Below are 21,068 nucleotides of genomic sequence, written 5' to 3'. Positions count from 1 at the left end.
TTCAGCCAAGTCATCTAAATCACAGTACTTATTAATGTAACTCTTAGCTGAACTCTTCGCTGAATGTTTCCTTGTTTTATCTCTGTTTTTTTCTCTGTAAGCCTGTGTAGCTCGTTTTTGTGCTTCGGAATGAAGATAAATGTACATCTGTCCGTTGATTTTTTTGAAATAAATTAAAGTGACGTTCCCTCATTCGCTCCCCTAAACCCCTAGTAAAAAACGCTAATTATCCAAAGTAAAATACAAAACAAAAACCCCGTAAACACTTGGTATACCAAGGCTACGGGGTTTAAGAATCCGAAGATTTCTATCGTTAAAAAATTAACGAGAGTAGTACTCTACGATGAATGATTCGTTGATTTCAGCTGATAACTCAGAACGCTCTGGAAGGCGAGTGAATGTACCTTCTTTTTTGTCAGCGTCAAAAGTTAAGTAGTCAGGTACGAAGTTGTTTACTTCGATTGCTTCTCCAACAACAGCAAGGTTTTGAGATTTTTCGCGAAGAGAAATCGTTTGACCTGGTTTTACGCTGAATGATGGGATATCAACGCGTTTGCCATCTACTAAGATGTGACCGTGGTTTACTAATTGACGAGCTCCACGACGAGTACGAGCTAAACCTAAACGGTAAACTAAGTTGTCAAGGCGAGTTTCAAGAAGGATCATGAAGTTTTCACCGTGTACACCTTTCATTTTACCAGCGCGGTTAAACAATGTACGGAATTGACGTTCGTTCATGCCGTACATGTGACGAAGTTTTTGCTTCTCTTGAAGTTGTAAACCGTATTCTGATAATTTTTTACGTTGGTTTGGACCGTGTTGTCCTGGTGCGTAAGGACGTTTTTCGATTTCTTTACCTGTACCGCTTAGTGAGATACCAAGACGACGTGATAATTTCCAAGATGGACCTGTATAACGAGACATATTGTTGTCTCCTCCTTTAAATTTGGTTTTTTTGTTGTAAAACAAAAACCAGTAGTACCCATTCTTACACGCATTTTATTTTCATGTATTTTCGCCTATGCAGCCGTTAGGTTACACAATACACCATCTATTTTTAAAAGTTGACTATCTAATTAGTTGTACAGAAGAAAATAGAGGAATAAAATACAATATAAGCTTATACCACTGCTGCGTTCATTTTACACAACCTCCATTGTAACTGCTTAGGACATGTACGTCAATTAATAGTATTTAAAATTTTATTACAGGTATATAGTAGAAAATTCTCACTGTCCATTCCTAATGTGTTAGAAATAGTTAAAGATGCGCTGTAAAATCTAAAATGTAAAAGTAAGGGAGAATTTACATAGTCAAAATGACACAAATTATGTATAATATATTATAAGTTAATAGTAATTGATTTGGACGTTATATAGAAAAGGTGATTTCATGACAGACCATTTACAAACGCTAAAATATATAAAATCTGATGTTTTGAGCTTTTGGGTGAGTTCTAATGAAGAACAAGCTAGTTTTAATGGGTATTTTTATTCATTAAAACAGTGTCTTAAGAAACACTTGGAAATTGATAATGTAGCTTTTCTTAGTTTTGAAGGTAATTCTTTAATACCTATTGAGGAGATGGCTTCATTAACGATTGAAACAAAGCTAAATGCTGTGTCATGGCTGATGATTGAAGCTAGTTTTTATCAACAAAAAGTAGTGAAAATTCCTTATATATTAAAGGCAAGACAGGCCTATTCAATGATGACAGATATGGTGCTTTTCCAAGCAGAGGGCAATAATCCCATTGGTGTATTACTTGTGGAGGCAACAGAGTCTTGGACAGACTTTATGACCTCAGATTACGGCGAAAAATGTATAGAAATACTTTCTCAGGTTCTTCAAATGATGAAAGATAATTTAGATGTAAAAATAAATGAAGACCAATATAGAAAACTATATAACATGACTGATTTATTTCATTCAACAATGGATATTGATTTAATTTTGGAAAATGTATTGAAAAATATAAGGGATAACTTCCCTGAATTTAATGTAGAGCTTATATTATCGAATGATCAAGACCGACACACGACCATCGATATTAAGCTTTTTGATTATTTATCGGAAAGACCTACCACTATTGAGGCTTTTGTATCAGGAGAGTTAACAACAGAACTTGCGAGTGATTTAAATTGCCGTTTATTAAATGCCCCTATTAAAGGAAGGCAAGCTATTTATGGCATATTACAAGTGAGTGCTCCAACTACTTACCTTTTTTCAACGACTGAAAAAGATTTTGTACGGATGCTTGCGCAGGCGTCAGGAAATGCACTAGAAAATGCAAAGCTATATCATCAGTCGCATCGCCTCGTCAGTGACTTACAACTTATCAATGAAACATCACATCGTTTAAATATGAGGATTGACATTCATGAAATGTTACTTTTCCTGCAAAAGCAGTTACTGAAATCCTTTCAACCAATGGAAGTTTGCTTCGCCTTTAAAAAAGATGACACCTTTGAAGTAGCGGGGGCAAGTACTTCGCTATTTAGTTCTGAAGAGGGTCAAACCTATATTAAGCATGTTGAACAACATTTTACTCAAACTAATGATCCGCTGTTTATAGCTGATTTTAGTCGATTAACCTCTAAACAAATTGAATATCGTTCCATAATGGCCATCCCCATTCTAATGGAAGAAAAGATCAATGGCTTTAGTATCGTTTTACATAAAGAGCCGTATTTCTTTTCGTTTGATAGCTTTAAATTAATGCAGTCTTTAATCCACCACTCATCTTTAGCAATTGCAAACTCTATTTTACGAACACAGCTTCAGGAAATGGTCGATTTGGATCATTTAACGAAACTATATGCACGTAGTTACCTTGATCATTTTGTAGAAAAGTCTCTTGAATATGATCAATCAGGTATGTTTTTGCTCATTGATATTGATAATTTTAAACGCATAAATGACACGTATGGTCATCAAGTAGGTGATAAAATACTGATGCAGATTGCCGTTCAGTTGAAGGAAACAATAGGTAGTCGAGGAATTTGTGCAAGATGGGGCGGTGAAGAGATGTCCATATATGTACCTAACATTAGTGAAAAAGAAGCTTTGGAATTAGCATCAGCCATCGTTGAAGTAATTCCAAGTGCCACCGATCCTCAAGTAACAATTTCAGCAGGACTCATTACATGGAATGATCAAGACCGACCAGCATTCCAATCCGTTTTCTTACATGCTGATACCGCTCTATATGAAGCAAAAAATAGTGGTAAAAATCGTTTTTGCATCCATGATGGTTCTTTTCAAAACCAATAATATGGATGGAGTTCTTGTAAATGGTTCTATAAAATAAATTGCCCTGAAATGACAATGCATTTCAGGGCAATTTTTTAACATCTTATATATGAAGTAGTAGTGTTTGAACAAAATGCTCTAAACCAGCTTGATCTTCCTTGGAGAAGCGATTCACAGTAGGGCTATCGATATCAAGTACACCCATGACCTCACCTTGTTTCATTAATGGTATGACAATTTCAGATTGGGAGGCAGCATCGCACGCAATATGTCCTGGGAATTCGTGAACATCTTTGACAACAATCGTTTCTTTTGTTGCCACAGCTGTTCCGCAAACCCCACGGCCAATTGGTATTCTAACACAGGCAGGCAGACCTTGAAATGGACCGAGTACAAGCTCATTTTCCTGTAAGAGATAGAACCCCACCCAGTTAATATTTGTTAAAAATTGATGGAGGAGTGCAGAAGCATTGCTTAAATTTGCAATCTGATCCTTTTCACCAGTTAGTAGTGCGTCTAATTGCTTAGATAGTGTAAGATACTGGTCAGCAATGGATCCTTCATAATTAATTTGTGTAAACATACAAGCACCTCGTTTAAAAGTTATTTAGATCGGTAATATAACATTATAATGTTGATGTAAATCAGTCACACTATGGGCATCGGAACCAAATACATAAGGTAATTCAATCGCCTGACAATAATTGATAAAGGCAAATGGTGGATAGGGCTCCTGACAAAATGGTTTACTTATACCAGCACTATTTACATCTAATTCATAGCCATTTTGCTTCATACTGTCCAAAACTTGGTAAAGTCGAGTGTCGTCATTAATTTTCTCATGATGAGCTAGCTGAAATTTATGAATCAGTGATGGGTGCCCAATCCTTTTTGGCTTATAAGAACCAAGGTCTGCTTTTATAGAGTGTAGGACTGTATCATAATATAAATGATACACCTGTTCAATAGAGCCAACTTTCTTAGAGAAATCAATAAAGCATTTAGGAGAGAAGTCGATACATTCAAAGGTGTCCTGCCACTGTAAAAAATGGACTGACAAGATGGCATCATCTAAAAAATGTCCATATGTATCAAGAAAATGACGAGTTTCTTGTTCAAAACCTTTGATATAATCAACTTCTAATCCGATACGAATTCGAATGTCTTTTGCATATTGTTTTTGCAGGCATTGTAATTCTTCAATGTATGGCATGAGATACTCGGGTTTCATCCCACTATCTTGGAGTGGGGTAGGATCAATAAACCCTGCTGGTAATGGGGCGTGTTCTGTAAACGTTATATCTGTGAAATTATGAGAAATTGCTTTTTCAATATATTGAATGAACGTGTCCGAACTGCCATGTGGACAATAAGGACTATGTATATGCCCATCACGTTTCAAAATGTACCACTCCTTTAGATCTATAGACTGCTATCTTAATATTTTACAATAGCAAAAATACAGTTTTCTGAAAATCACTTAAATTTTAGTACAAAAGGCGAAAACATAGTATATAATAAATACAACTAGCCAATTCGTTTATTGTAGAATAGGAGGCTTACGATGGAGTATATCATCATTCCGATTATCCTACTATTAATTTTAGCCATAGTAGGATTTATGATGCGAAGAAAACATGTTGCAATTATTGCAAAACTTGAAAATGAAAAATTACAAATACAACATAAACCTATAAATGAAGAAATTTCAAAAGTAAAATCTTTGAACATGAACGGTGAAACGGAAGAAATGTTTGAACGATGGCGCAATATTTGGGATGAAGTCATCGATGTACATATGACTAAAATCGATTCACTTTTATTTGATGCAGAAGATCAAATTAATCGACTTCGTTTTAAAAAAGCGACATTAATTGAACGTGAAATCGAAGACTATATCAAAAAATGTGACCAAGATAAAGATAAAATTTTAGAGGAATTAAATGAATTAATTGGCAGCGAAGAAAAAAATAGAATTGAAATTGAACAGTTAAAGGAATATTACCGTTCTGCAAGAAAAACATTGCTAGCACACCAGCATTCCTTTGGTGTAGCATTACCTGCACTGGAGAAAAAGCTAGAGGAATTTGTTGAGCAGTTTGAAAAATTTGATGTTCTGACGAATGAAGGTAATTACTTGCAGGCGAGAGAAATTGTGATTAGCTTAAATCAAGAATCCCAGCAGACATTCGAATATATTAATGATGTCCCAACAATTTTGACGGAATTACAAGTTAAGCTGCCGGGAGCCGTTCAAGAATTGCGTAATGGTCAACGTGAAATGGAAGACCAATCCTACTATCTGCAGCATTTAGAATTAGCAGAGGCATTAAATAATTATGAAAAAGAATTTGCTAAGTTAAAAAATGACCTAGCAGAGCTAAATTTAATGGTGGTTAAACCTCGTGTAACAGAAATCAATGAAGAAATCGATCATTTTTATGATTTACTGGAAAAAGAGGTTATTGCCAAAAATTATGTGGATCAAAATTGTGATCGTTTATTAAGCTCAATTACAAATGTTATTACGTCTACAAAATCAGTGAGTGATGAGGCAACCTATGTACAACAAAGCTATCACTTAAATGAAAAGGATGCTGAAATTCCAAAAGCAGCATTAAAGCAATTGGAAGCACTGCAACGTCGTTACGATTTATTAGCCATGCGTGTCAAAGAAGAAAAGTCTGCGTATTCAAGCTTACAAGAAGAATTAATTGAAATAAGTGAAGAGCTTGAACGAATTCATGAAGAGCAAGGTCATTTGTCTAATACAATGAAGAAACTTCGTATTGATGAAAACAAGGCCCGCGCTCAAGTTGAAAACTTAAAGAAAATATTACAAGATACAGATCGTCTCCTAAATAAGGCGAATATTCCAGGAGTCCCAGAGGAGATGGACGCACGACTTGATGAAGCGGCAGAGCATATATATGTAGTTATGCAAAGTCTGCAGGAAGTTCCGCTTAATATGGGAACGGTTCATAATAATTTAAATGCTGCAACACTTTGTGTAGAGGATGTTAGAGCAAAAGCTCATGAGTTAATAGAGAATGTAATGCTCATAGAACGTATTATTCAGTATGGTAATCGTCATCGTGCATCCAATCCAACATTAAATGCGCGTTTAAAAGAGGCGGAGGAAGCATTCCATCAATTCCGTTATTCCAAAGCATTAGAGGAAGCAGGGACAGCTGTGGAAGAAATGGAGCCAGGTGCATTAAAACGTATTCAAGAAATGGTAGCAGAGCAGACTATGACTAACAATTAAAACTACATTTATGCTGTCTAAAAAGTTTAGAAATTACTTTTTAGACAGCTTTCTTTTTAAATTTGGATAAGGGTGTGAGACTGATGGGATTGTTCATTCGAAAAATGAATGAAAAGTATGCTCAGGAAATTATATGTTGGCAATATGAAGAACCCTATGATTTTTATAATAATGAATTATCCGAGGAATCCTTGCGGGAGTTTCTTGATAATCCTTACTTTGCCATAATTAATGAGCAAGAGGACTTAATCGGTTTTTATTGCACGGGGTCAGCTGCGCAAGTGCCAAAAGGACATGATTATAATGCTTATTCAGAAGATTATATAGATATTGGTATTGGCATGAAACCAACGCTAACAGGAAAAGGTTTTGGCACAAAGTTCTTTTCATTTATCATCAAGAATATGGAGGAAGAATATCCTCTGCCACTCCGTTTAACAGTCGCCCTATTCAATAAGCGAGCTATATTCCTATATGAAAAATTAGGATTTGTGAAAGAGCTCGAATTTAGTACGCCAACGGAATTTATTACGATGTTAAAAAAATTGTGAGTTCCATCACTCTTGAGATTAAAATATGAATTATCGTTAAAGTTAGTGGTCAATCGCTAAAGATTGCGTTATGATAAATACCGTTACATCAACGTTTTGAAAGTGTGTGAAAAATAATGAATGATACAATTTATTTAGATAATAGTGCCACAACTAAACCATTAAAAGAAGTTCTTCAGGCGTTTATGGTTGTAAATGAGCAGTATTATGCCAATCCTGCATCCATCCATGCTATGGGTGTTGAAGCAAATGATTTATTAATGCGGGCACGTGAGCAAGTAGCAGATATTTTGCAAACAGAAGCAAAAAATGTGCTATTTACTTCAGGTGGTACGGAATCGAATAATGCGGCTATTTTTGGAATAGCGCGTAGCAATACACATATAGGAAAGCATATTTTAACAACTGAAATTGAGCATCCTTCTGTTTTAGAGACTGTGAAACAGCTCGCAACAGAGGGCTTTGAAGTGGAATATTTAAAGGTTGATCATCATGGTATTATTTCATTGGATGAACTTCGTGCAAAAATACGTAAAGATACAATTTTAGTAAGTATGATGCATGTAAACAATGAGATGGGTGCTATCCAACCGATTGATGAAGCAGCTAAATTAATCCATGAAATGAGTCGTGCAGCCTTACATGTGGATGCTGTACAAAGCTTCGGGAAATTAGCTGTATCCTTTAAGGGTGAAGAGGGACCGGATTGTATTTCGATCTCTGGCCATAAAATTCATGGCTTTAAAGGCTCTGGCGTATTAGCATTTCGTAAAGCGATAAGATGGCAGCCCTATGCACTTGGAGGTGGCCAAGAATTTGGATTGCGTAGTGGGACTGTAGCTGTTCCACAAGCTGTGGCTTTATCTAAGGCAGCTCGTATTGCGGTTGAAACCATGCATGACCATGCAAAAAAATACCGTCAATGGCATGATGAAATTCTTGCACAGCTAAATGAATATAGAGAGGCTATTCATATTTTGTCGACTCCACAGGGAGCGTCACATATTATATCTTTCAGTGTTCGCGATTTAAAAGGAGAAGTCATCATTAATGCGATGCAAAAACGAGGTGTGATTGTATCAACATCCAGTGCTTGTTCTTCGAAGCAAACTAAAACAAGTCATGTTGTCGAAGCATTGCATCTAGATGAGCATTATAAAAAAGGTGTCATCCGTATTAGTTTTGGTGCACATAACACAGCCGAAGATATTAAAAAGTTTAAACAAGTATTAGCAGAAGTAATGCTAGAGCTTAAAGGAGAAATAAAGTAATGATTTGGAAAGAAATTTTAATTCGATATGGTGAACTTTCTACAAAAGGTCGCAATAAGATGGATTTTATCCGCCGTTTACGTGAGAATATCCGCCATGCTTTTGCAGATTTAGGACATCTTCATATTCGTACCGAACGTGATCGAATGTTTATTGCAATAGAGAATGACGCACAAATGCAAACACTTGTAACAGGTTTGCCTAAAATTTTTGGCATCCAATCATTTAGCCCTGTTGCAGCGTGTGAAAAAGATATGGAAAGTATGAAAAAACTTGCGATTACGATAATGGAAACATTTAAAGACCAGCCATATACGTTTAAAGTGGAAGTGAAACGTACTGATAAAACCTTCCCATTAGAATCACATGCGATTCAGCGGGAAATTGGTGGATATGTTTTACCTCAATTTAACAATTTATCGGTGAAAGTGAAGCAACCAGATATCGAGTTACGTGTAGAAGTCCGTCATGATGCAACCTATATGATGGCGCAAGTCATTCCAGGTGCAGGAGGAATGCCTGTAGGATCAAATGGGAAGTCATTGTTAATGCTTTCAGGTGGTATTGATAGTCCTGTTGCAGGTTATTTAATGATGAAACGCGGAGTCCGTTTAGAAGCTATTCACTTTTTTAGTCCACCCTATACAAGCCAAAATTCATTAGAAAAAGTAAAAGTGCTTGCAAATGAGTTAACGAAATTTGGTGCTAATATTCGTTTGCACGTTATTCCTTTTACTGAAATACAAGTATTGATTAAAGAGAAAGTACCATCTAATGTATCAATGACAACAACTCGTCGTATGATGTTAAAGGTTGCTGATCAAGTACGTGAGGAAATCGGAGCTCTTGCGATTGTCACGGGAGAAAGCCTTGGACAAGTAGCGAGTCAAACACTTGAAAGCTTAACGGCTATAAATGCAGTAACGAATACGCCTATTTTACGACCATTAATTTCATCAGATAAATTAGAAATCATTGAGTTAGCTGAACAAATTGGCACCTATGAAATATCTATTCAGCCTTTCGAGGACTGCTGTACAATCTTTACGCCTGCTAGTCCTAAAACAAAGCCTAAGCTCGAAAAGGTTGAGCATTACGAAAGCTTTTCTGATTTTGATGAACTTATAGCACGTGCTGTCAAAAATCGTGAGGTCTATATTTTCCCTAAGAAAGAAGAAGAGCAACAGCAAGATAAGTTTGCTGATCTTTTATAAATCAAAAGTTCAAAAACCGTCTCAAATAGCCTATTTGAGACGTTTTTTTTTGTATAGTTCGGCATATGCCAATAGAGGTACAATTTACCTTTATTTTTTTTGTATTAAAAATCTAATAACGCACATTCTATATTCACAAGGAGGTGAGAAACATGGCTTCAAACAACAACCGCAGTTCAAACCAGCTTGCAGTACCTGGTGTACAACAAGCACTTGATCAAATGAAATACGAAATTGCACAAGAATTTGGTGTTCAATTAGGGGCTGACGCTTCAGCTCGTGCTAACGGTTCCGTTGGTGGTGAAATCACTAAACGTCTTGTACAAATGGCAGAATCTCAATTAAAGGGTATGCCAAACAACAACCAATAAATGCTAAATAAGCATTTATAAACTTAAAACCAGTGACCGTAAAAGGCACTGGTTTTAGTTTGTTTAAAGATCATCTTTTTATGCGATTTAAAGACTTAAATATGGATACTGTTTGTTCAATATCCTCACTTTCACAGAGAGCAGAGATAACAGCAACTCCATCAGCACCAGCTTGAAAAACAATATCAGCATTTATCCCATTTATGCCACCTATAGCCACGATAGGTAAGTTAGGCTGTAATTTGGAAGCCTTCTGTAAAAAATTGGTGCCACATGGTGGCTGTGCATCACTTTTAGATGTTGTGGCAAAAATAGGGCCGATACCTACATAATCAGCATGATGATCAATAGCTATTTGTAGTTCCTCCTGCGAATGTACGGAAACGCCAAGAATTCGGTTCGCCATTTTTTTCCGTGCAATGGCAATCTGTTCATCATCTTGTCCAATATGGACACCATCAGCACCAAGTCGTACTGCTAGATCCACGTCATCGTTAACAATAAACGGCACATGGTAATGTTGACATAATTGTTGACACTGGCGGGCAAATTGCTCATAAGCTAGTCCTGTTAATGCGTAAGGACCTTTTTCACGTAATTGAAACATGGTTATGCCAGCCCTCAGCGCTTTTTCGAGAACAACTAACGGCTCTTGATGGGAAACATTGCTTGTACCCATAATAAAATAAAGCTGTAAATCCTCACGTTTCAACTAACTTCACCTCGCAGGCACCATTATGCAGCCGATAAGCAAAATGATTTGTAGGGCCATGACCATTACCAATGGCTAAATCATGCATAATAGCTAATTGTATAAATTTTTTAGCTTCAATAACAGCTTTTTCAATTGTCAAACCTTGAGCAATAAAAGCAGTGAGAGCTGCTGAAAATGTACAACCTGTACCATGTGTGTTTTTCGTTGGAATACGAGGAGACTGCATGGAAAAATATTTGTCATTTTTTATAAATACATAATCAATCGCATATAACGAATTGGGGAGATGCCCACCTTTAATGATGACACAGTGAACACCTAGTTGGAAAAAGCATTGAGCGACCTCCTCCATATCAGAGAATTGATTTATTTTTCTTCCAGTAAGTGCCTCTGCTTCTGGTATATTTGGTGTCACAATTGTAGCAAGTGGTAGTAAAGAAATGCGCATGGCTTCAATAGCCTCTTGCTGCAATAAGTTTTCTCCACCTTTTGCAATCATAACTGGATCAACAATTAGTGGGATTTTTAAATCCTGTAAAATGTGTGCGATTGTCTGAATAATATCCGAGGAATAAAGCATCCCCGTTTTAATCGCAGCAATCGAAAAATCTTCTAGTAATGCATGAAATTGTTTTTCAACAAAATTAACTTCAATTGGGAAAACCCCTGTTACACCTCGTGTGTTTTGAGCAGTTAAAGCTGTAATAACTGAGGTACCGAAAACCCCTAATTCCTGGAATGTTTTTAAATCAGCCTGAATACCAGCGCCACCACCACTATCTGAGCCTGCAATTGTCGTTACAATATGCATGAAGCCTCACCCTCCTTTGAAAGACGATGAAGGGCATTTAGCAAAGCAATTTGAATATCCCCGATATCCTCTGTAAAGGCTGATGCTAGCTCAGCTGCTTTTTTGTAGTAAGTGAGGGTTTCCACTAATTGACTGTATGGATCTTCTCCTGAAGAGTATGCGGCTCCACATATAGCACTAAGTAAACAGCCTGTACCAGTGACTTCTGTCATTTGTGAATTTCCACCAGTTATCCATTGGCTCTGCACACCGTCTGTCATAAAATCATGTTCGCCTGTAACAATGACTATACAGTTGTAGCGTTGAGCCAATAATGTTGCTTCTGTTTCTATGTCAATAAATCCATCACCACTATCAACACCTTTTTGTTGCCATTCCACATTCACTAATGCCGCAAGTTCTCCCTTGTTACAGCGTATGACCGCAAATTGTATGTCTGTAAGTAATTGGTGTACGGTTTCCTTGCGATAAACTGTGGCACCTGCGCCAACTGGATCTAATATAACAGGAATACCAAGGGTATTTGCCTTTTTTCCTGCTAACAGCATCGCTTCCTTTGTTCGATCATTCAGTGTACCAATATTGATTAAAAGAGCTTCTGCAATGGCGACCATTTCTTCTACCTCATGGCTGTCATCAGCCATGACAGGAGAGGCTCCTAATGCCAATAAGCCATTTGCTTGGAAATTAGCCACAACATAATTAGTTATACAGTGTATAAGCGGTTGTTGTTGACGAATCGTTTGAAAAATCATTTTAGTCCTCCTTCATGGGTGGACGTAAGCACGCAAAAAAAGGCTCTTTTGTGTAAAAATGCACGAAAAAGAGCCTTTCATCTGAAAAAAAGATGTTCATTGCTCCCTACGTCAGTATTAACTAACAGGTTCAAAGGGTCAGGTTTTACCTTCTCAACTCTTTATGAGTCCCCCTGCAATCTTGCTTTTAGTTGACCAAAATGTACCATACTTTTCATATGTATTCAATAGCAAGTTTTCCTATCAGCAAAACGTGACTGATGCCATATAGGTAAGTATGATAGTTGTCATGACTTTACTCAAATCAAGTGTAAACCATTGAAAATTCTAAGAAAGGAGTATAATGTGTCTTATCAAAAGGGGGCATTTGCCATGAAAAGACAAGAATTAGTAGCACCAGAATGGTATAACATAACTGATGAATTTGAAAAATATGCTAAGGATTCAACTAAAAATGCATTGATAATTTATGAAGAGCATTCTGATGTACAATTTATCACCTACGCACATTTACTTGAAAGAGCGAATCAGGCGGCACATGTATTTACAAAAAATGGATTAACTAAAGGTGATGTCATTTTAGTGATGGTACCACGCTCAGTAGAAGCATACATTGTCTATATTGCTGCATTAAAAGCGGGTTTAACAATCATTCCAAGCTCTGAAATGCTAAGAACAAAAGATATTGAGTATCGTATTCATCATGCCGATGCTAAAGCAATTGTGGCCTTTGAGCCTTACATTCAGCAATTTGATCAAGTAGAAAATTTACAAGAGGTGCAGCTATTTGTTATTGGAAATGCTCATGAGCCATGGCAGCCATTGTTAGACATAATGCGAAAGCAACCAACAACTTACATAAGTTCTACACCAACAAAAAGTACAGACCATGCATTTTTAGCTTATACAAGTGGCACAACAGGAAATCCGAAAGCTGCAGTGCATACGCATAGCTGGGGCTATGCACATTTACGGACAACAGCTCCTCATTGGCTAGGAGTACAAGAAAATGATATTGTATGGGCAACCGCAGCACCAGGATGGCAAAAATGGATTTGGAGCCCGTTTCTCGCCATTTTAGGCAGTGGTGCCACTGCTTTTGTCTATAAAGGAAAGTTTGATGCGGCAACCTATTTAACATTGCTTGAAAAATTTAAAATGAATATCTTATGTTGTACACCGACTGAATATCGTTTTATGGCAGCACTTGACAATTTACAGGAGTATGATATCAGTTCAATTCGACAAGCTGTTTCAGCAGGTGAGCCCTTGAACAGTGAAGTTATAAAAAAATTCGCGGATACTTTTCATCTACAGGTGCGAGATGGTTATGGTCAAACAGAAAATACCTTACTGGTAGGGACTATGGTAGGTATGGAGGCAAGAGTTGGTTCGATGGGGAAGCCTACCCCTGGCAACACCGTTGAAATTATAGACGATTTTGGTGAGCCAGTAGCTATAGGAGAAGTAGGTGATATTGCCGTTCATCGAGAAACACCTGCACTCTTTAAAAGATATTTAAATGATCCAGAACGTACAAATTTACAATTTCGTGGTGATTGGTATATAACAGGGGATCGAGCTTATAAAGATGCGGACGGCTACTTTTGGTTTGAAGGACGCGGGGATGATGTCATTATTTCCTCAGGTTACACAATTGGACCCTTTGAAGTGGAGGATGCGTTGATGAAGCATCCGACTGTGAAAGAGGTTGCTGTCATTGCAAGCCCTGATAGAGTTCGCGGGAACATCGTTAAAGCATTTATTATCCTGCAGTATGGTGTTAATGGTGATCAAGGGCTTATTCAAACCCTTCAAAATCATGTGAAATCATTAACAGCACCTTATAAATATCCACGTGCTATTGAATTTGTTACAGAGTTACCCAAAACTGCATCTGGTAAAATTAGACGTGTCGAATTAAGGCAACAAGAAATAAAAAAATGTATACAATAATCATTTCCTAGGAAATAATGTCGAAAATCAGAGTTCATCAAAGAAATGAACTTTGATTTTTTTTGTAATTTTAGGTAAGGTATTATGAGGAAATAAATAGAATAAAACTAATTGCATATTATTGCAAAAAAATGAAACTAATGAGCAAGTCATACGTATTACGTCATAAGGAGGCGGAAAGAGATGAATGTTAAAAGGTGGGTTGCATTAATAGTAGCAGGTGTTCTTTTACTGTTTTCATTGGGGATTAATACCATTTTTGCGCTATTTAAAGCAGATTTCCTAGGTAATTTTGATAGTTTAATGGCAGGAAATAACTTAGATGTATATGAAAATGTAATCGAAGGGGATAATTTTGATAAAAGGATTGCCTATTTAAAGGTGGATGGCACGATCCAAGATATTGGCTCAAGTTCACTATGGCAGCCTGTTGCATATGATCATCAATTTTTCCTAGAACAATTGGATAGTATTTTGTACGATGATACGATTGAAGGAATTGTTTTAAGTGTTAACTCTCCTGGTGGAGGGGTAAAAGAATCTGCTGAAATTTATAAAAAGCTGTTAAAAATTAAAGAAGAAAGACAAATTCCAATTTATGTATCAATGGATTCAATGGCAGCATCTGGTGGTTATTATATTTCAGCTCCAGCAGACAAAATATTTGCACATCGTGATACAATAACAGGCTCAATTGGTGTTATCATGCAATCTATTAATTATCAAGCATTGGCTGAAAAAGTCGGTGTCAAATTCGAAACGTTTAAATCTGGTGAGCATAAGGATATGCTAAGTCCAATGCGTGATGTGACACCAGAGGAACGTGCAATGATGCAGGATATGATCAATGAAACATATGAAGAATTTGTGGATATCGTTGAACAAGGACGTAATATGTCAGAAGCCGATGTGAAGAAAGTGGCGGATGGCCGTATTCTTGGTGGTACAAAAGCACTTGAAGCTGGTTTAGTCGATGAAATTGGCGACGAAGAAGCTGCCATTGCAGCCTTACGCGCCGATTTTGGACTAGAAGATGCTGTATTATTTGAATATGCTTATGATATGGGCGGATGGCAATCATATGTTGGGATGAAAATTGGCTCCATGTTCGGTCCTTCAGCAGAGGAAAAAATGCTAATGAAAATTATGACAGATTACAATGCACCTAAAATGATGTATTTATACGGGGAATACTAAGGAGGGAGTTCAATGACAAACAATGAAGTTGTTATGCAAGGTTCACCCTCAATGGAAAATAACTTTTTTAACAATGGCACGGAAGATTTAGCAAGGCAAAAAAACTACACATTAAAAACAGCAGGCTTTTGGATTCGATTGTGGGCATTTTTATTGGATGGGTTTATTGTGTCTGCTGTAGTTGGAATACTCTTTAATCCTATCTTTTATTTAATGGATTGGTCCTTATCAGAATCAGTTTGGTATGCTCCAATCTCCATTATTTCAGCGGTTCTTTATTATAGTTATTTTGTCCTTATGACAAAATTCTTTGGTCAAACGCTAGGGAAGATGGTATTTGGATTACGTGTCATTTCATTAAAGCATGGTAACCTTACTTGGTCAGATGTATTATTCCGTGAATGGATTGGGCGTATTATTAATAATATTGTGATGCCTCTTTATATTTTGGTAGTTATTTTACCAGACAATCAAGGGCTGCATGACTATTTCGCCGATACAACAGTGGTGCATGAGAAAGTCTATATTGAAAAGAATTTAGTGCCACTTTCTATAGAGAAAAAAGATGAAAAGATAGCTTCTATTGAACAAGAGGGAAAACCTGAGCTAGAAAAACTAGAAGAAAAAAATGAACAATAAACAAGAGACTGTCTCAAACGATGAGACAGTCTTTTCTATTGCTAGCTAACACTTTGAATAAAGTAAGCTATCTTAGTTGCAATTAATTCCCTTCATTTAGTAATATTATGTACATATGATGATTAGGAGGCGTTTATATGGCACAAGTAACATTTAAAAATGGTCCAGTGACACTAGTAGGTAATGAAGTAAAGGTGGGCGATTTAGCACCAGCTTTTACAGTATTAGCGAATGACCTTTCACCTGTAACATTAAAAGATTCAGAGGGGAAAATTCGTTTATTTAGTGTTGTACCATCATTAGATACTGGTGTATGTGATGCTCAAACACGTCGTTTCAATGAAGAAGCAGCTAACTTAGGTGATAATGTAGTGATTTACACAGTATCTGTAGATCTTCCATTCGCTCAAAAACGTTGGTGTGGGGCAGCAGGTATTGATGCGGTTCAAACGGTTTCTGATCACCGCGACCTTTCATTTGGTGAGGCTTATGGCGTGTATATTCAAGAATTACGTCTTCTGACACGTGCTGTGTTTGTTGTGGATGAAAACAATAAAGTAACATATGTTGAGTATGTACCTGAGGCAACAGATCATCCAAACTATGAAGCGGCTATTGCAGCTGTCAAAGCACTAGCATAATGGCCTGCTTTTAGGCTAAGATAATACTAGACAAAGGGGCTGTGACGAGTGTTTGTCACGGCTCTTTTCTGCTTGAAAGGAAGTTATCTATGGAAAATATCGAGAAATTATTTGGTATGTTAAATGAGCATGCTGAAAAAATCGAAAAAGAGCACAATACAACTTTGTTAGAGGGGTTGCTAGATGGGCTAGAGGCATGGCTTGATGGCGAGGTTGATTTCTCACAAAAAGATGCAACGAAAGAGGATATTCGCAAGGCTATACAAATTGCCATTCTAAAAGGAATGCGTAAAAGCTCTCAACCAAACCATCAAATGACACCTGATACGTTAGGGTTATTAGTGGGCTATTTTGTTGAGCAAATCTTTGCTGAACGTCTTGAGCAAGAAAAAATATCGATTATGGATCCAGCAGTAGGTACGGGAAATTTATTGCTAACAGTTATGAATTTATTAGATGGAAAAGTCGAGGCTACAGGTGTAGAAGTAGATGAGCTACTTATACGTTTAGCGGCAGCTACAGCTGATTTAACAGAGCAGCCAATTTCTTTATATCGACAGGATGCCTTGCAAGATTTACTAGCAAATCCAGTTGATGCAGTTGTTTGTGATTTACCTGTTGGTTATTATCCAAATGAAGAAATTGCCCTTGAGTATGAATTGTGCTCGTCAGAGGGAATGAGCTATGCCCACCATTTATTTATGGAGCAATCTATGAATTATACAAAGGATGGTGGCTACTTATTTTTCCTTGCGCCATCACATCTGTTTGATTCAGAGCAGTCTAAGCAACTTCACAAGTACATTCAAAAGCACGCTTGGATTCAAGCAATTATTCAGCTACCTGATTCCATGTTTGCTAATAAATCATTAGAAAAGAGCATTGTCATTTTGCAAAAGCAATCGAAGGAATGTCAATCACCTAAAGAAGTGCTTTTAGCAAAGGTACCAAATATGCAAAATAAACAAGCACTTGCCTTATTCTTTGAAAAAGTGAAAATGTGGAAAGAAGGCAAATAATTGCTCATAGAATTCAAAAAGGTATCCTACTGTAGGATACCTTTTTATGTATTGCTGATTAGTTTTCAGGTGTGCGGATTACAAGAACGTCACAATTAGCTGAACGTACAATTGCTTCAGATACTGAACCAATTAGGAAACGTTCTACTGCATTTAGACCTGTGGCACCACAAATGATTAGATCTGCGTCTACGATTTTAGAAAGCTCTTTAGTAATAATATTTTTTGGAGAACCATATTCGATGATTAGGTTAACGTTTGCGATACCTTCATCTTCAGCTTGCTTTTTGTAACCATTTAATAGTTCTTCAGAGAATGCTTGTGCACGTTCTGCAATAGAACGGTCGTATGCTTCGATTGCAGCGAATGAACGTGTATCAATAACATTTACTAAATTTAATACCGAACCTTCATTACGCTTCGCCACGTCAATTGATTTACGAAAGGCGTATTCAGCTTCCTTAGAACCGTCTACTGCAACCACAATGCTTTTATAATGATTAGCCATTTGAAAAACCTCCCTGATTTGTATATGTTGATTATACCAAATGATTTTCTAAAGGAAATACTTTCCGGAAGAAAAATTATGAAAAAGTGAAGGCATTTCATGAAGAAAATATAATTACTTCATTCCCACTATTTGCAGCGTGCAAACGTATTTTTGGCTTTCGGAATGGCTAGTTCCTATTGTTATAAGCTTCCTTTTTATTTTTTAAATATAGTAATTTATTAGCTGGAATTACCGTTTAAATATTTTGTATTTTGGAAATGTTAGAAATTTTATTTGTATTTACTTTAATTAAAGCTTTTTTTTTATTTGTTTGGTAATATGGAATTGCAAGGGGTGCATCTATTTTTAATTACATAAATGATGCTGATTTTTTACGTAATGGAAGGGGATAGGGAACTATGAAAATTGGTATTCCAAAGGAAATTAAAAACAATGAAAATCGTGTAGCGATGACACCAGCAGGAGTTGTTACTTTAACACATGCAGGCCATGAGGTGTACATTGAAACTGGAGCAGGCTTAGGATCAAGCTTTACGGATGCTGATTATATTGCAGCTGGTGCTCATATTGTGAATACTGCTAAGGAAGCTTGGTCACAAGAGATGATTATGAAGGTGAAAGAGCCTGTAGCTTCTGAGTATAATTACTTTTATGAAGGTCAAATCCTATTCACTTACTTACACTTAGCGCCAGAAGTTGAATTGACTCAGGCACTTTTAAATAAAAAAGTTGTAGGGATTGCCTACGAAACCGTTCAATTAGCAAATGGTTCACTACCGTTATTAACACCAATGAGTGAAGTAGCAGGTAAAATGGCTACACAAATTGGTGCACAGTTCTTAGAGAGAAATCATGCTGGTAAAGGGATTTTACTTGGCGGTGTATCAGGTGTACAACGCGGTAAAGTGACAGTCATCGGTGGTGGTATCGCGGGAACGAACGCTGCGAAAATCGCTGTTGGCATGGGAGCAGACGTAACAGTTATCGATTTAAGTCCTGAGCGTTTACGCCAATTAGAAGATATGTTTGGCCGTGATGTTCAAACTTTGATTTCTAATCCTTATAATATTGCAGAATCTGTGAAAACTTCTGATTTAGTAATTGGTGCCGTGTTAATTCCAGGCGCAAAAGCACCGAAGCTTGTGTCTGAAGAAATGATTCAATCAATGCAAGCTGGCTCTGTAGTAGTGGATATCGCTATTGACCAAGGTGGTATTTTTGCTTCTTCAGATCGTGTCACAACACATGATGATCCAACTTACGTAAAACACGGCGTTGTCCATTATGCAGTTGCGAATATGCCGGGAGCTGTACCACGTACATCAACAATTGCTTTAACAAATAATACAATTCCTTACGCACTTCAAATTGCAAATAAAGGCTATAAACAAGCTTGCCTAGACAATGCTGCACTAAAAAAAGGTGTGAATACATTAGATGGACAACTAGTATATAAAGCTGTAGCAGATTCACAAGGAATTCCATATGTCAATGTGGATGAGCTTATTCAATAATTTCCTGTAAAAATGAAAAATCCTTCGAGAAATTCACTCTCGAAGGATTTTGTTATTTTTCTTACAAACATTTCCCAAGTAAAGATCAACGACGCTTTTATAGGCAAGCTCTCAAAAATTTTGTGTTTGTCTACAGTCTGTAGGAAGACAAATTCGATGCTTCCTTTTTTATATTATAGAATGATTAAATCTTTCGGGAATTTTGTTAGTACTTCCACACCATCTTTTGTTACAACAACATCATCCTCAATACGTACACCTGTTACATCTGATTTATAAATACCAGGCTCAATCGTAAAGACCATGCCTTCTTCCATTGTCATATCATTTGTTCCTGTAACGGATGGGAATTCATGTACAGAGATGCCGAGACCATGTCCAAGACGATGTGTGAAATACTCTCCGAAACCTGCTTCTGTAATCGTATCGCGTGCAATTTTATCTAAGTCCATGGCACGAACACCAGGCTTCACAGCTGAAACAGCATTTTGGTTGGCCGCTAACACAGCGTGATATATTTCTTTTTGTGCTTCACTTGGCTCACCAAAGGCAACTGTACGCGTAATATCAGAGCAATAGCCATCATAAATGACACCAAGGTCAAATAGCACCATATCCCCTTTTTCTATTTTACGTGCGCCTGGATGACCATGAGGAGAGGCTGTTTTTGGTCCACTTAGTACCATTGTTTCAAAGGACATTTTACAGCCTTTATCTTGAATAGCATTTTCAATGGCTGTTAAAATTTCCATTTCTGTTTTACCTTCAGCAATTTCCTTGCAACCGATTTCAATAGCATAATCAGCTAACTCCGCAGCTTTGCGTAATTTGTCTAATTCACTTTCATCCTTAATTACGCGCATTGCATTAATTTTTTCGTCTAAACGTACAAAATTTGCTTGTGGGAAGGATTGCTGTAGTGCCTCTAAGCGTTCCACAATGAGCTGTGCTTTTTCAATGGCAAACGTAGTTGGTTTAATTTCACGTGATGTAATGGCTTGTGCAAGCACTTCCATCGAATTGTCAGTATCTTGGTGACCAATAACCTCATAAGACCAACCAGCCGCTTTTGCATCTGGAATCTCCATTTGCGGACAAATTAGAAAAGGTTCAGCATCTTTAAAAATCATGACACCTAGTAATCTCTCATGTGGATTACTTTTAAAGCCTGAAACGTAAAAAACATTGTCAGGTGTAGTGATAAATGCTGCATCAATGTGATTTTGCTGTAAATAACTTTGGATTTCTTCAACCTTTGACATAAATATGTCCTCCTTTTTAGTACATGGAAAATTTTAATGAGGAACCTTCGACTTTCTAAAGAAAAGGGCTGTTCCTTTTTATCACTGAATAATTGTGATCTAACAAAGTATAAAATTGTTA

20 protein-coding genes and 1 riboswitch are annotated in these 21,068 nt (G+C 36.9%); of the genes, 12 read left to right on the top strand and 8 right to left on the bottom strand.

The window, feature by feature from the left end; translation table 11 throughout:
* Positions 1–321 precede the first annotated feature (321 nt).
* On the bottom strand, positions 322–924 hold the full coding sequence (gene rpsD, locus ACE1MS_RS16910) for a 30S ribosomal protein S4 (protein ID WP_008176787.1): 603 nt from the start codon (positions 922–924) through the stop codon (positions 322–324).
* Between the two features lie 468 nt (positions 925–1,392).
* Here rpsD and ACE1MS_RS16905 point away from each other — a divergent pair, with 468 nt between their 5' ends.
* Positions 1,393–3,273 (top strand): sensor domain-containing diguanylate cyclase, encoded by a 1,881-nt coding sequence (locus ACE1MS_RS16905; protein ID WP_031418603.1) that lies wholly within the window; start codon positions 1,393–1,395, stop codon positions 3,271–3,273.
* Positions 3,274–3,355: 82 nt separating this feature from the next.
* On the opposite strand, the gene ACE1MS_RS16900 is transcribed toward ACE1MS_RS16905, so the two are convergent.
* Both ACE1MS_RS16900 and hisJ read right to left on the bottom strand, forming a co-directional pair.
* Positions 3,356–3,835 (bottom strand): GAF domain-containing protein, encoded by a 480-nt coding sequence (locus ACE1MS_RS16900; RefSeq protein ID WP_012295648.1) that lies wholly within the window; start codon positions 3,833–3,835, stop codon positions 3,356–3,358.
* A gap of 24 nt (positions 3,836–3,859) precedes the next feature.
* Entirely contained in the window at positions 3,860–4,654 is a 795-nt protein-coding gene (gene hisJ / locus ACE1MS_RS16895; RefSeq protein WP_012295647.1) for a histidinol-phosphatase HisJ, read from the bottom strand.
* Between the two features lie 162 nt (positions 4,655–4,816).
* Between hisJ and ezrA the strand changes: the two genes are divergently transcribed.
* The 5 genes from ezrA (at position 4,817) to ACE1MS_RS16870 (ending at position 9,927) form a co-directional block, all read left to right on the top strand.
* Positions 4,817–6,520, top strand: coding sequence for a septation ring formation regulator EzrA (gene ezrA, locus ACE1MS_RS16890; protein ID WP_012295646.1), 1,704 nt, complete (start codon positions 4,817–4,819; stop codon positions 6,518–6,520).
* An 83-nt stretch (positions 6,521–6,603) separates the two neighbouring features.
* Entirely contained in the window at positions 6,604–7,071 is a 468-nt protein-coding gene (locus ACE1MS_RS16885) for a GNAT family N-acetyltransferase (RefSeq protein WP_031418608.1), read from the top strand.
* A gap of 116 nt (positions 7,072–7,187) precedes the next feature.
* Entirely contained in the window at positions 7,188–8,342 is a 1,155-nt protein-coding gene (locus ACE1MS_RS16880) for a cysteine desulfurase family protein (protein ID WP_289449672.1), read from the top strand.
* Positions 8,342–9,556 (top strand): tRNA uracil 4-sulfurtransferase ThiI, encoded by a 1,215-nt coding sequence (gene thiI, locus ACE1MS_RS16875; RefSeq protein ID WP_447402496.1) that lies wholly within the window; start codon positions 8,342–8,344, stop codon positions 9,554–9,556. Before ACE1MS_RS16880 ends, thiI begins: the two co-directional genes overlap by 1 nt.
* 152 nt (positions 9,557–9,708) lie before the next feature.
* Complete coding sequence (locus tag ACE1MS_RS16870; RefSeq protein WP_012295642.1) at positions 9,709–9,927, top strand: alpha/beta-type small acid-soluble spore protein; 219 nt, start codon at positions 9,709–9,711, stop codon at positions 9,925–9,927.
* 70 nt (positions 9,928–9,997) lie between these two features.
* On the opposite strand, the gene thiE is transcribed toward ACE1MS_RS16870, so the two are convergent.
* Genes thiE through thiM form a run of 3 tightly spaced genes read right to left on the bottom strand, consistent with a single transcriptional unit; the run spans position 9,998 to position 12,208 of the window.
* The gene (thiE, locus tag ACE1MS_RS16865) at positions 9,998–10,639 is read right to left on the bottom strand and encodes a thiamine phosphate synthase (protein WP_036164492.1); all 642 of its coding nucleotides are present in this window, start codon (positions 10,637–10,639) and stop codon (positions 9,998–10,000) included.
* Entirely contained in the window at positions 10,629–11,453 is an 825-nt protein-coding gene (gene thiD / locus ACE1MS_RS16860) for a bifunctional hydroxymethylpyrimidine kinase/phosphomethylpyrimidine kinase (protein ID WP_031418613.1), read from the bottom strand. Before thiD ends, thiE begins: the two co-directional genes overlap by 11 nt.
* Positions 11,441–12,208 carry a hydroxyethylthiazole kinase gene (thiM, locus tag ACE1MS_RS16855; protein WP_036164490.1) on the bottom strand — a complete coding sequence of 256 codons (768 nt, stop codon included), beginning with the start codon at positions 12,206–12,208 and terminating at the stop codon, positions 11,441–11,443. The genes thiD and thiM overlap by 13 nt, the downstream gene beginning before the upstream one ends.
* 86 nt (positions 12,209–12,294) lie before the next feature.
* Positions 12,295–12,393, bottom strand: a riboswitch (TPP riboswitch).
* 187 nt (positions 12,394–12,580) lie between these two features.
* Between thiM and mbcS the strand changes: the two genes are divergently transcribed.
* From mbcS to ACE1MS_RS16830, 5 genes are all read left to right on the top strand, one after another.
* Positions 12,581–14,164 carry an acyl-CoA synthetase MbcS gene (gene mbcS, locus ACE1MS_RS16850; RefSeq protein WP_036164489.1) on the top strand — a complete coding sequence of 528 codons (1,584 nt, stop codon included), beginning with the start codon at positions 12,581–12,583 and terminating at the stop codon, positions 14,162–14,164.
* A 183-nt stretch (positions 14,165–14,347) separates the two neighbouring features.
* Entirely contained in the window at positions 14,348–15,361 is a 1,014-nt protein-coding gene (gene sppA / locus ACE1MS_RS16845; RefSeq protein WP_012295637.1) for a signal peptide peptidase SppA, read from the top strand.
* Positions 15,362–15,373: 12 nt separating this feature from the next.
* Positions 15,374–16,000, top strand: coding sequence for an RDD family protein (locus tag ACE1MS_RS16840; RefSeq protein ID WP_012295636.1), 627 nt, complete (start codon positions 15,374–15,376; stop codon positions 15,998–16,000).
* Between the two features lie 137 nt (positions 16,001–16,137).
* Positions 16,138–16,641 carry a thiol peroxidase gene (gene tpx / locus ACE1MS_RS16835; protein WP_012295635.1) on the top strand — a complete coding sequence of 168 codons (504 nt, stop codon included), beginning with the start codon at positions 16,138–16,140 and terminating at the stop codon, positions 16,639–16,641.
* 89 nt (positions 16,642–16,730) lie between these two features.
* Positions 16,731–17,660, top strand: a complete 930-nt coding sequence (locus ACE1MS_RS16830) for a class I SAM-dependent methyltransferase (protein WP_447402495.1) — start codon at positions 16,731–16,733, stop codon at positions 17,658–17,660.
* Between the two features lie 58 nt (positions 17,661–17,718).
* Here the strand turns inward: ACE1MS_RS16830 and ACE1MS_RS16825 are convergent, their stop codons facing one another.
* Positions 17,719–18,168, bottom strand: a complete 450-nt coding sequence (locus tag ACE1MS_RS16825; protein ID WP_008176818.1) for a universal stress protein — start codon at positions 18,166–18,168, stop codon at positions 17,719–17,721.
* A 401-nt stretch (positions 18,169–18,569) separates the two neighbouring features.
* On the opposite strand from ACE1MS_RS16825, the gene ald reads away from it, so the two are divergent.
* Positions 18,570–19,685 carry an alanine dehydrogenase gene (gene ald / locus ACE1MS_RS16820; RefSeq protein ID WP_031418618.1) on the top strand — a complete coding sequence of 372 codons (1,116 nt, stop codon included), beginning with the start codon at positions 18,570–18,572 and terminating at the stop codon, positions 19,683–19,685.
* 173 nt (positions 19,686–19,858) lie between these two features.
* Here ald and ACE1MS_RS16815 read toward each other — a convergent pair whose 3' ends face one another.
* The gene (locus ACE1MS_RS16815; protein WP_447402494.1) at positions 19,859–20,947 is read right to left on the bottom strand and encodes a M24 family metallopeptidase; all 1,089 of its coding nucleotides are present in this window, start codon (positions 20,945–20,947) and stop codon (positions 19,859–19,861) included.
* Positions 20,948–21,068: the final 121 nt, after the last annotated feature.

The sequence above is a fragment of the Lysinibacillus sp. fkY74-1 genome (assembly GCF_053165895.1).
The sequence above is the reverse complement of the archived record's forward strand: the minus strand, read 5'-3'. Positions and strand labels throughout refer to the sequence as shown.